Annotated in this window: 10 protein-coding genes; 4 read left to right on the forward strand and 6 right to left on the reverse strand. The window is 71.9% G+C overall.

Annotated elements, in window-relative coordinates; genetic code table 11:
* Positions 1–882, forward strand: an 882-nt coding sequence (locus tag KS423_RS24890; RefSeq protein WP_224281971.1) for an ABC transporter permease, incomplete at its 5' end; no start/stop codon positions are given.
* Positions 883–1,295: 413 nt separating this feature from the next.
* Here KS423_RS24890 and KS423_RS24895 read toward each other — a convergent pair.
* Positions 1,296–2,147 (reverse strand): phosphatase PAP2 family protein, encoded by an 852-nt coding sequence (locus KS423_RS24895; protein ID WP_224281972.1) that lies wholly within the window; start codon positions 2,145–2,147, stop codon positions 1,296–1,298.
* 423 nt (positions 2,148–2,570) lie between these two features.
* On the opposite strand from KS423_RS24895, the gene KS423_RS24900 reads away from it, so the two are divergent.
* The gene (locus tag KS423_RS24900; RefSeq protein WP_224281973.1) at positions 2,571–3,542 is read left to right on the forward strand and encodes a sigma-70 family RNA polymerase sigma factor; all 972 of its coding nucleotides are present in this window, start codon (positions 2,571–2,573) and stop codon (positions 3,540–3,542) included.
* A gap of 150 nt (positions 3,543–3,692) precedes the next feature.
* Positions 3,693–3,914 carry a hypothetical protein gene (locus KS423_RS24905; protein WP_224281974.1) on the forward strand — a complete coding sequence of 74 codons (222 nt, stop codon included), beginning with the start codon at positions 3,693–3,695 and terminating at the stop codon, positions 3,912–3,914.
* A 33-nt stretch (positions 3,915–3,947) separates the two neighbouring features.
* Here the strand turns inward: KS423_RS24905 and mscL are convergent, their stop codons facing one another.
* The 4 genes from mscL to KS423_RS24925 all read right to left on the reverse strand — a co-directional run bounded on the left by mscL (position 3,948) and on the right by KS423_RS24925 (position 8,725).
* Entirely contained in the window at positions 3,948–4,367 is a 420-nt protein-coding gene (mscL, locus tag KS423_RS24910) for a large conductance mechanosensitive channel protein MscL (RefSeq protein WP_224281975.1), read from the reverse strand.
* Between the two features lie 688 nt (positions 4,368–5,055).
* Complete coding sequence (locus KS423_RS24915; RefSeq protein WP_224281977.1) at positions 5,056–5,370, reverse strand: FmdB family zinc ribbon protein; 315 nt, start codon at positions 5,368–5,370, stop codon at positions 5,056–5,058.
* Between the two features lie 127 nt (positions 5,371–5,497).
* Positions 5,498–6,886, reverse strand: coding sequence for an MFS transporter (locus KS423_RS24920; RefSeq protein ID WP_374120027.1), 1,389 nt, complete (start codon positions 6,884–6,886; stop codon positions 5,498–5,500).
* Between the two features lie 354 nt (positions 6,887–7,240).
* Positions 7,241–8,725, reverse strand: coding sequence for a potassium/proton antiporter (locus KS423_RS24925; protein ID WP_224281979.1), 1,485 nt, complete (start codon positions 8,723–8,725; stop codon positions 7,241–7,243).
* Positions 8,726–8,964: 239 nt separating this feature from the next.
* Between KS423_RS24925 and KS423_RS24930 the strand changes: the two genes are divergently transcribed.
* Positions 8,965–11,682 (forward strand): penicillin acylase family protein, encoded by a 2,718-nt coding sequence (locus KS423_RS24930; RefSeq protein WP_224281981.1) that lies wholly within the window; start codon positions 8,965–8,967, stop codon positions 11,680–11,682.
* 63 nt (positions 11,683–11,745) lie between these two features.
* Here KS423_RS24930 and KS423_RS24935 read toward each other — a convergent pair.
* On the reverse strand, positions 11,746–11,990 hold a 245-nt coding region (locus KS423_RS24935), incomplete at its 5' end, for a 5-formyltetrahydrofolate cyclo-ligase (RefSeq protein ID WP_224281984.1).

Here is an 11,990-nt window from a genome sequence, read left to right on the forward strand (position 1 = left end):
GGCGCCCTGCCCGCCGGGGCGCTCGGCGCGCTCGGCGCCGAGCACGGGCTGACCGTCACCCCGGTCCGCTCGGCCACCGTCGACCTCGACGGTCGGCCCACGGTGGTCGCCGCCGTCGACCCCACCCGGCTCAACTCCTCGGCGGACGACGTGGACCGGGCCCGGGCGCTCACCGAGGGCGCCGCACTGAGCATGTTCGGCGAGAGCGGGGTGCGGCGGGCCGGCGGCGTCGAGCTGCGGCTCCAACCCGGCCGCAGCAGCCTGCCGTTCACCCTGCAGAGCGGCGCCACCCTGCTGGTGACGCCCGCGACCCTGGACCGCCTCGCCCCTGGTGCGCCCGTCACCACGGCCTGGATCAGCCCGGCCGCGGGCGACGACCGGCCGACCGCCCGTCGCGCCCTGGACCGGGCCCTCGCCGACCACCCGCAGGTGGCCGTCGCCGACACGGCCGCCCAGGCGGACACCCTGCGCTCCCTGTTGGACCGGCTGAAGACCGTCAGCATGGTCCTGCTGTCCTTCTCCGTCGCCATCGCCGGCCTCGGCGTCGCGGCCACCCTGATGCTCAGCATCAGCGAACGCTCCCGCGAGATCGGCATGCTGCGTGCGATCGGGATGTCGCGCGAGCAGCTGCGCCGGATGCTCACCCTGGAGGCGCTGCTGCTCTCCCTGGCCGGCGCGCTGGTCGGGACCGGCCTGGGCGCCGCCTACGGCTGGGCGGCCGCCCGCTCGATCACCTCGACCGTGGGCACGGCCGGCACTCCGCCGGTCCTGCCGGTGCTGGCCGCCCTGGGTCTGACCGTCCTGGTCGGCCTGGCCGCCGCGGTGCTGCCGGCCCGCCGGGTCGGGCGGATGAGCGCGGTGGCCGCGATGCGGGCTGCCTGACCGCAATCGCGGCCGGTGCGTCGGGAGCCGGCAGCCAGGGGCTCAGGCCAGGGTGAACCGGGCCGGGGCGCGGGCGGCCGGCCGGTGGCGGGGGCGAGGCCGGAGAGAAGGGTCTCGGTCTCGCGGGTGGTGCGCAGGGCGGCCGGGTCGAGGTCGACGACGACGAGTTCGCGCCGGTCGCGCGCACCGCCGCCCCGCTGGACGAGGACGGGCCGCAGACCGCGCTGCCGCCGCAGGTGTGCCAGCCGCCGGTGTGGCCGACGTGGTTGGCGAACACGTGTTGTCGAGCGGCGGCCCGGGCGTGCTCGGGACAGCCGGCGGGCGCGGTGGGGGAAGTGGGGGGGGGCGAAGGTGTCGGACATGGCCGCCACGCCGGCGGGGTGGCCCGCAGCGGTCGATGGGGTGACGGACGCTCAGCGGACGGTCTCGTCGGGATGGTCGACGGGGCCGCCCGCCTCCTCCTCCGTCCGCGCGCCGTCAGGCCCGTCCTCGTCCAGCGGGGCGGCGGTGCGCGCGGACCGCTCGGCCGACACGACGACCCGCTGCACTCGGGGCCTGGTGCGCCAGTTGACCCGCCGTACGTCCCGGGCCAGCGCGCCGGGGCGCCAGACCTGGATCACCGCGGTCACGGTACCCAGCACGATTCCGGCGGCCAGCCAGCCGGCCAGCACGTCGCTGGGCCAGTGCACCCCGAGCGCGACCCGGGTCCAGCCGATGGTCAGCACCGTTGCCGCCGCCACCACGCAGGCGGCGGTCCGGCCGCGCCGGTGGACCCGGTACCAGAGCAGGCCGACCAGGACGGCGCAGGTGATCGCCGAGGTCATGGCGTGCCCGGAGGGGAAGGCCGGGCCGCCGGCGTGCGAGACCGGATCGGTGAAGGAGGGGCGGCTGCGGTCGAAGGCCAGTTTCAGCGCCCACTGGGTGCCCCAGCCGATCAGGGCCTGGGCGGCCACCCAGCCGGCGAGCACGCGGGCGCCGATCAACCAGAGCCACCCGGCCGCGATCCCGAGCAACGTACGCATCGTGACGGTGCCGCCGATGTCGGAGAGGGTCTGCACCGAGGCGGTCCAGATCCGGTGCTCCCGGGCGTAGGTGTGCAGTTCGCCGATCCACTCCTGGTCGAAGCGGACCAGCGGGCGCCACTGGCCGGTGACCAGAGCCGCCAGGATGCCGAACAGCGCGGCACAGCCCAGCGCGAGCGCGGCGTCCCGAAGGAGACTCCGGTTACGCGCAGCGAGGCGGGTCGTGCTGTTGGTCAGGTGCATGGCTGACACCTTCCCAGTGTCCAGGGCCGAGCAAGAGCCGGAGTGATAGCGATTCGGCATCGTTTGTGAGGAGGACCTGCGTGCGTCGGGGTGTGGCGCGAGCGGAAAACGGAGCCTGCGGGGAACGTCGGCGGCCGTTCGCGGGTTCAACGGGTAGGCGGCGGTCACGTGTGGGTCGGGTGAAGAAATCCGCCCCGGAGTGGTCACCCGATGGCACGGGAAGTGCTCGGCCGATCACTGATTGTCCAGAACCGGCGTGAAAATCGGCAGGATACTGCATCGCCGGGAAGAATCTGAGGGACTTGGGAATGTTGTCCGGATTCTGTTCGTTGGATCGTTACGTGTGAGGCCCCAGGGGCCCGCACTTCTTGCCCTCACGAGGCAGGCAGGCAGACCTCGGCAACACCAGCAAAGGGAGCAAGCATGGCCACCCGTGCCGTCGTTCGCGACAGGGCCGACCGGAGTCGCGCGGCCCGCCCGACCAACCTGGAGGCCGACCGCGACCTGGTCGGCATGTACCTCGACGAGATCGCCAGGACACCCCTGCTCGATGCCGCCGAGGAGGTCGAGCTCTCGCTGCGGATCGAGGCCGGCGTGTACGCCCAGCACCTGCTGGAGGAGGGCGAACTCCCCGACGGCGTCACGCGCGAGGAGCTGGAGGCGATAGCCGCCGACGCCGAGCGCGCCAAGGACGTCTTCATCCGCTCCAACCTCCGGCTCGTGGTCGCCGTCGCCCGTCGCTACCCGCGCAGCGGCCTGCCGCTGCTGGACCTCATCCAGGAAGGCAACGCGGGCCTGGTACGCGCCGTCGAGAAGTTCGACTACGCCAAGGGCTTCAAGTTCTCCACGTACGCGACGTGGTGGATCCGGCAGGCGATCACCCGGTCCATCGCCGACCAGTCCCGCACCATCCGGCTGCCCGTGCACCTGGTGGAGGAGCTGGGGCGGATCAGGCGGGTGCAGCGGGAGAAGTCCAAGGAGCTGGGCCGCGAGGCGGAGCCGGCCGAGATCGCGGCCGAGCTGGACACCACCGAAGCCCGGATCAAGGACGTGCTGGACTGGGCGCGCGACCCGGTCAGCCTCAACATGTCGGTCGACGACGAGGGCGAGACCCAGTTCGGTGACCTCGTCGAGGACACCGGGGCCACGTCCCCCGAGGACGCCGTGATGGTCATGCTCCGCCGCGAGGAACTGGACGACCTGATCGGGCGGTTGGACGACCGCACCGCCTCGATCATCCGCTCCCGTTACGGGATGGAGGACGGCCGCGAGCGCACCCTCACCGAGGTGGGCAAGCAGCACGGCCTCACCCGCGAGCGGATCCGCCAGATCGAGAAGCACGCGCTGGCCGAGCTGAAGAAGATCGCCGACCACGCGGGCTTCGAGGCCGCCTGAGAGTCCGCCCGAGAGTCCGCCGGACGGACCACCCGGCCCCACCGGCCGAGCCTCACCCGGGCCCTGGCGCGGAGCACTCCGCACCGGGGCCCGAGGCGTGCCACGGGGCTCTTAGGCTGGAGGGAAAGGACGGGCGAGGGAGTGGACAGCGTGAACGATCAGGGACAGGAAGAGGACCGGGAGCAGGACCAGGACCAGGAGTCGCGGAAGGCCGCGGCGGCCAAGGCCCGACTGGTCTTCCGGGACCCGCTGGACCAGCAGTCCAGGGACGACACCGACGCCGGCTGGGGAGACCGCCCCGGGGCCGGCGGCAGTGGTGGGCGGGGGCTGGACTGGTATCTGAGCCAGCGCCCGCCGCACCACGGGGGCTGAGGAACGGGGAGCGGGGCGAACGGCGCCTGCCGGTCAGCGAAGCGGCGTGACCAGCGCGTCGCGGATCTCGGTCAGCAGTTGGACCTCCTTGAGTTCGGCCTCCGCCGCCTCCTCGGCGACGGTCTTGCGGTGGGCCGCCAGCTTGTTCATGGGCACGATCAGAACGAAGTAGACGACCGCCGCGGTGATCAGGAACTGGAGCGCGGCGCTGAGCACCGATCCCCACAGGATGAGGATTCCGGACGTGACCTCACCGGTCGGGCTCACCTCGCAGGGCCCCTTGAGGCAGGAACTGTAGGACGCGAGGTCCTTCGTCCCGAAGACGCCGACGAGCGGATTGATCACACCCTTGACGAAGGCGTTGACGATGTTGGTGAAAGCCGCCCCGATGACCACGGCCACGGCGAGTTCGACGACATTTCCACGCAGCAGGAATTCCTTGAAGCCCTTCATGCCGCCTCGAACGACGAAGCCTTCTCCCGGTTACGGGTGATCTTCCACAGGCCCGGACTGACAACCCGTCCGGCCCAGTGCACCCCCCTGGGGCGGCGGCAGCCCGGCCCGCGCGGGCCCCAGCGCCAGTGCCGCCGCCACCGCGAGCAGCACCAGCACGGGCACCCCGGCTCGCCGCCGCATCGCACTGCGCCAGCGGTGCCACCTGCCGCACCCGCGCCGGATCGGCGGGAAGCTCGGCAGCTCCTGTCGGGGTGGTACGGCGGGCGCGGGCAGTGGAAGGGGCAGGGGCAGGGAGAAGCTCGCGGTCGTCATCGACGCACCTCCGGAGTGTCGGCGGGCCCGCCTCTCGCGGACCGGATGCCCACACGATGAGCGTTTCCGGCGAACTCGGAAAGTCCTTTCCCCAGGCCTGTGGAAAACCCGCCGCTGTGGATAACTTCGTTCACCCGCACGAGTCAATCGGATCCGTCCGAGATGACGGGAAGCCTGCGGTCCGGGGTGGCGGGAAACCGGCGACGGAAACGACGGAAACGACGGAAACGACGGAAACGACAGGACCGACGGGAACGACGGGAACGACGGGAATGGCGGGAACGCGGAAAGGCCCGTCGCCCCCGCGTGGAAGCGGGGCCGACGGGCCTTTCCGAGGTCTACGGGCCGTCCGGGCCGGTGCCCGGCGCCGAGGTCAGCTCGCGGCCGGAGCCGGGCTGGACGAGGCCGAGGAGCCGGAGCTCGACGGCGTCGAGGAGGGCGCGGACGTGGAGGTGGAGGACGACGTCGAGGAGGTCGACGAGGACCCGGAGCCCACCGAGCTGCTGGAGGAGGAGCGGCTGTCGGTCCGGTAGAAGCCGGAGCCCTTGAACACGACGCCCACGGCCGAGAAGACCTTGCGGAGCCGTCCCTGGCATTCGGGGCACGTGGTCAGTGCCTCGTCGGTGAACTTCTGCACCGCCTCCAGGCCGTTGCCGCACTCGGTGCACTGGTACTGGTACGTGGGCACTTGTCTTCCTCCTGGCACTCTCGCCTGATGAGTGCTAACGATGGTCAATGATGCGGCATTCCGCGGGATCAGTCCAGCGACTGCGGTGTGAGATGGACCGGGGCCCGGCCGCCGGACCGCCGCCGCCTCAGCCCTTGGCCGCGCCCACCAGCTGCGCGGCACCACCGTGCTCCGCGGAACCGGAGCCCGGACCGCCGGCCGAACCGGAGCCCGGGCCGGCAGCCGTCGGAGCGCCCGACCCGCCTCCCGGCGCCACCAGCAGGTGTCGCAGCGAGGCCAGCGCGATCAGCCCCAACCCGGCCCCGGCCACCGGCACCAGGAACCCGGTCGAGGGCCCGTGCCCGTCGATCAGCCGGCCCGCCGCCATCGAGCCGACCGCCAGCCCCAGTCCGATGGCGCCGGTCAGCCAGGTGAAGGCCTCCGTCTTGGCCCCGTCCGCGACCAGCGTCTCGACCAGGGTGTAGCCGCTGATCAGGGTCGGCGCGATGGCCAGCCCGCAGAGCAGCCCGGCGACGGTCAGCGCGACCAGGTTGGGCATCGCCCACAGCACCGAGCAGCCCAGCACCAGCAGCGCGTAGCTGATCAGCATCCGCTGTTGCACCGGCCGCCGCCAGGCGATCACGCCGTACAGCACGCCGGCCAGCATCGAGCCGCCGGCGAAGATCCCGTACACGGTGCCGCCGGCGTCGTGCTGCCCGACCGAGTCGGCGAAGGCGTTCACCGAGACCTGCATGCCGCCGAAGACCGCGCCGACCCCGAGGAAGGTCCCGGCCAGCAGCCGGACGCCGGGGGAGGCGAGCGCCGAGGCGCGCCTGGTGCCGGGTTGCGGCACGATCCGGGTCGGTGCGGTGCGTCGCTGGGCGGCGAAGGCCAGGCCGCCGACGAGGGTCAGCGAGGCCTCGGCGACCAGGGCGGTGGCCGGGTTGGCGAGGGCGGCGATGCCGGAGGCCAGGATCGGGCCGATCACGAAGGTGAACTCGTCCGTCACGGACTCGAAGGCGAAGGCGGTGCTCACCCGGGCCGCGGAGGCCTCGGAGGCGCCGTCCGCGGTGAACCTGGCCACCCAGCGGGCCCGGACCATCGCGCCGACCTGCGGCACGCTCGCCCCGGCCGGGACGGCGGCCAGGAACAGGCTCCAGGCGGGCGCGTGGCCGAGCGCGAGCGCGATCAGCACGCCGACCGAGGCGGCGTGCACCAGGACGGTCGGCACGAGCACCGCGGCCTGGCCGTAGCGGTCGGCGAGCCGCCCGGTCTGCGGCCCGACCAGGGCCTGGGCGACGGCGGCGACCGCGGTGACCGTACCGGCGGTGCCGTACGAGCCGTGGGTCCGGGTGACGAGCAGCAGGATGCCCATGCTGAGCATCGCGTACGGCAGCCGCGCGACGAGGGCGGGGGCCAGGAACGTCCAGGCCCCGGGAGTGCGGAGCAGCTCGCCGTACCCGACGCGGGCGGGGGCCGGAGCTGCGGGGGTGGCCGCGGAGTCCGCGGCGGTGTCGACCGTTCGGCGCGCCGTCACGGTCGGTCCTTCCTGCTGCCTGGTAGCGCGGCAGGGCATGGTGTGGCCCCGACGGCGCCGAGAGTCGTCCTCTCGCGCGTCGACCGGGGTAGATACCGGGTCGGTCCGGCGTGGTGGCCGGGTCCGGACCGCGGCCGCCGAGCGGTCGCGCCAACTCTGCGTCAGGCAGATGCTGGGGGTGGTCTAGCGGTGGTTATACGGCGTGGTCGAACCAGCATACAGTTACGCGCGTAGACCCCGCCAGCCACACCCGTCCCGGTGACCCGGCCGCCCCGTCCCGGTGACCCGGCCGCCCCGTCCCGGTGACCCGGCCGCCCCGGCCGGGGCCTGGTGGGGGCCGGCGAGGGCGCGCCCTCACCGCCCGTTCAGCCACCCCGCGAGCTTGCCGCCCTTGTCCACGGCCCGCAGCCGCCGCTCCGCCGCCTCGCCGACCTCGTCCGTGGTGACCACCAGCAGCTCGTCCCCGCCGCGCAGCACCGTCGCCTTGTCCGGCACGAAGGAGTTCCCCTCACGCACGACCAGGGTGACCGCCGCCCCCCTGGGCAGCCGCAGCTCGCTGATCTCCACGCCCGACATCTTCGAGGTGGGGGAGAGCGTGACCGACAGCAGGTGCCCGTGCAGCTTCTCCAGCGGGGCGGATTCGATGCCCAGGTCCTGGCCCATGTCGCCCTCGTCGATCCGCAGCCGCTTGGCCACCCACGGCAGGGTCGGTCCCTGGAGCAGGGTGAAGACGACGACCAGGATGAAGACGATGTTGAAGACGTCCTCGGCCCGGTGCGCGCCGGACACCACCGGGATGGTGGCCAGCACGATGGGCACTGCCCCGCGCAGCCCGGCCCAGCTCAGCAGTGCCTGCTCGCGGGCCGACACCTTGAAGGGGGTCAGCGAGACCATCACCGACAGCGGCCGGGCCAGGAAGACCAGCACCCCGCCGATCACCAGTGCGGGCACCACCGCGTCGCCCATGGACTCGGGCGTGACGAGCAGGCCGAGCAGGACGAACATGCCGATCTGCCCGATCCAGGCCAGCCCGTCGGCGAAGCCCCGGACGGCCGGGCCGTGCGGGAGCTTGGAGTTCCCGAGTATCACCGCACTGATGTAGACGGCGAGGAAGCCGGAGCCGTGCAGCAGCGCGCCGCCGGCGTACGCGAGCACGGTGAGCGCCATCACGGCGATCGGGTAGAGGCCCGAGGAGGGCAGCGCGACGTGCTTGAGCCCGTAGGCGCCTATCTTGCCGACGGCCAGGCCTATCACGGCGCCGATCGCCAGCTCGGCGACGATCGTGCCGATCAGGACGTACCAGGAGTCCAGCTCCCCGGTGGTGGCGAAGGCGACGACCAGGATGACCACGGGTGCGTCGTTGAAGCCGGACTCGGCCTCCAGCAGGCCGGTGAGCCGGTGCGGCAGCGGGACCATCCGCAGCACCGAGAAGACGGCGGCCGCGTCGGTGGAGGAGACGATGGCGCCCAGCAGCAGCGAGGTGCGCCAGTCCAGGCCGACCAGCCAGTGCGCGCCGGCCGCGGTGGCGAACACGCTGACGCTGACGCCGACGGTGGCGAGCACGGTCGCGGCCGGCATCACCGGCTTGATCTCGCGCCAGCTGGTCTTGATGCCGCCCTCGGCGAGGATCACCACGAGCGCCGCGTAGCCGAGCACCTGGGTGAGCTCGGCGTTGTTGAAGGTGACGCCGATCCCGTTCTGGCCCAGCGCGACACCGATCCCCAGATAGATCAGCAGGCTGGGCAGCCCTGATCGGGTGGAGAGGCGTACGGCGCCCACCGCGAACAGCAGGATCACGGAGGACTCAAGCAGGAGCTGGTTCAGGTGGGAGACGTTCACGCAGGGGCACCTCGGGCAGGCAGGGGCGGGCGGGGTGTCTGGTGGTGCTGTGGGGCGACCCGTTAAGAAGTCGTCAATGCTCCTCTTGCGGATCGTTACGCAGTCTAACATTTTGCCATATCTTTAGCTTGGTCCCCCGTTCACGGTGCCCGGCCGACTCGGCCTAATGTGGTTCCCTGTCACGGCCGCAGGCCCTGGACACGCCCGCCCGCCCCGAAGTCAGGACCGCAAGGACCCAGATGCCCCGCTCGAAAAAGTTCCGGCGCGCCCGTCTGATCGTGATCGTGCTGGTCGTGCTGCTGGTGGCCGGCACCGGCTACGGCGGCTACCGCGGGGTCTCCGCGGTTCGCGCCTCCTTCCCTGAGCTCGACGGCAGCGTCAAGGTGGCGGGCCTGAGCGCGCCCGTCGACGTCAAGCGGGACGCCAACGGCATCCCGCAGCTGTACGCCGACACCGCCGAGGACCTGTTCCGCGCCCAGGGCTACGTCCAGGCGCAGGACCGTTTCTGGGAGATGGACGTCCGCCGGCACATCACCGCCGGCCGGCTCTCCGAGATGTTCGGCGACGGCCAGGTCGACACCGACGCCTTCATCCGCACCATGGGCTGGCGGCAGGTGGCGCAGAAGGAGTACGACACCAAGCTGTCCCCGGAGACCAAGAAGTACCTCCAGGCCTACTCGGACGGCGTGAACGCCTGGCTCGCCGAGCACCCCGGCGGCGCGAAGGCCTCGCTGGAGTACAGCCTGCTCGGCGTCGTGAACAGCGGCTACCAGCCCGAGCAGTGGTCCCCGGTCGACTCGGTGGCCTGGCTCAAGGCGATGGCCTGGAACCTCTCCGGGAACCTCCAGGAGGAGATCGACCGCTCGCTGCTGGCCCAGGACTTCGGCCCGGACAAGATCGCCGAGCTCTACCCGGACTACCCGTACGCCCGCAACGGCACCATCGTGAAGACCGGCACCGTGGCCGGCGACAACTACCGCCCCGCCGACGGCTCCTCGCCGTCCGGCGCGACCACCGGCACCGCCACCGCCCAGGGCGCGGCCACCACCAAGGCGCTGCTGCAGGGCCTGACCGACCGGATCGACTCGATGCCGCAGCTGCTCGGCCGCCCCGGCCAGGGCATCGGTTCCAACTCCTGGGTGGTCGCCGGCTCGCACACCACCACCGGCAAGCCGCTGCTGGCCAACGACCCGCACCTCGGCCCCGGCCTGCCCTCGGTCTGGTACCAGATGGGCCTGCACTGCCGGACCAACTCCCCGGCCTGCCAGTTCGACGTCTCCGGCTTCACCTTCGCGGGCATGCCCGGCGTGGTGATCGGCCACAACAAGGACATCGCCTGGGGCTTCACCAACCTCGGCGCGGACGTCACCGACCTCTTCCTGGAGAAGGTCACCGGCCCGGACACCTACCAGGTCGACGGCAAGGACGTGAAGTTCGACCTCCGCAAGGAGACCATCAAGGTCGCCGGCGGCGAGGACCGCACCATCACCGTCCGCACCACCCAGACCGGCGCCCCGCTGATCTCCGACCAGAGCAACGAGCAGCAGAACGTCGGCAAGTACGCCCCCAACGGCACCTCCGCCCCCGACCGCGGCACCGGCGGCTACGGCGTCGCCCTCCAGTGGACGGCGCTCAGCCCCGGCAAGACCATGGACGCCGTCTTCGAGCTGGACAAGGCGAAGAACTGGGACGAGTTCCGCAACGCCGCCAAGGACTTCGCCGTCCCCGCGCAGAACCTGATCTACGCCGACGCCAAGAACATCGGCTACCAGGCCCCGGGCACCATCCCGGTCCGCGGCAAGGGCGACGGCAGCTACCCGGCGCCGGGCTGGGACCCCGCGTACCAGTGGAAGGACCCGATCCCCTTCAGCGCGCTGCCCTGGAGCCTCAACCCCTCGGCGGGCTACATCGTCACCGCCAACCAGGCCGTGGTGGACCCGAGCTACAAGTACAGCCTGACCAAGGACTGGGAGTACGGCACCCGCGCCAAGGAGATCACCGACCAGATCGAGGGCCTGCTCAAGAACAACGGCAAGATCTCGCCGGACGACATGCAGACCCTCCAGCTGGACAACACCAGCGTGATGGCCAAGACGCTGGTGCCGCTGCTGCTCAAGCAGCCGATCAGCGACCCGTACGTGCGCGAGGCCCAGGACCTGCTGAAGGACTGGAACTTCCACCAGGACGCCGACTCGGCCGCCGCCGCCTACTACAACGGCGTCTGGCGCCAGCTGCTGACCCTGGCCTTCGGCCAGAAGTTCCCGGCCGACCTGCGGGCCAAGGACAACTGCCTGCTGGTCCGCCAGCAGAGCGACCCCACCAAGCCGGACAGCTCCACCAAGATCGTCACCGAGTGCGGCACCCGCGAGCCGGGCAAGGCCCAGCCGGACGGCGGCGACCGCTGGACCGAGGTGGTGCGCCAGCAGCTGGAGAAGCCCGACAGCTCGTGGTGGACGTACATCGACGACCAGCACAAGGAGCAGAAGGGCCTGGACAACCTGCTCCAGGAGGCGATGAAGAACGCCCGCCAGGAGCTGACCTCGCTGCTCAGCAAGGACATCTCCACCTGGAGCTGGGGCCGCCTGCACAAGCTGGAGCTGCGCGAGCAGACCCTCGGCACCGACAACTCCTCGATCGCCTCCGGTGCGGTGCACAAGCTGCTCAACCGCGGCCCGTACCGGCTCTCCGGCGGCTCGGCGGCGGTCGACGCGGCCGGCTGGAACGCGGCGGCCGGCTACCAGGTGGACTGGATCCCGTCGATGCGCATGGTGGTCGACCTGAACGACCTCGACTCCTCGCGCTGGGTCAACGTCGGCGGCGCCTCCGGCCACGCCTTCCACGACAACTACAACGACCAGACCGACATCTGGCTCAAGGGCAAGCTGCTGACCTGGGCCTACTCGCCGGACGCGGTCGAGAAGGCCACCAAGCACAAGCTGGTGCTCACCACCGGCTGACGCCCGTACGGCCCGGCCACCGGCGGCCCCGTTCCCCCCGAGGGAGCGGGGCCGCCGCCGTTCTCACCCGAGGCTGAGCACCCCCGAGGGCAGGACCGCCAGGTCCACCGGCCGGTCGTGCGGCTCGGCCGGCACCCGCTCCAGCAGCTCGTGCTCGTACAGCAGCACCGCCAGCACCGGCCGCGCACCCGCCCGTGCGAGCCGGGCCAGCACCCGGTCGTAGCTGCCGCCGCCCCGGCCCAGCCGCAGGCCGGAGCGGTCCACCGCCAGGCCCGGCAGCAGCACCACCGCGGCCTGCGTCACCGCCT

The organism is Streptomyces sp. LS1784, assembly GCF_020103755.1.
GTDB lineage: Bacteria > Actinomycetota > Actinomycetes > Streptomycetales > Streptomycetaceae > Kitasatospora.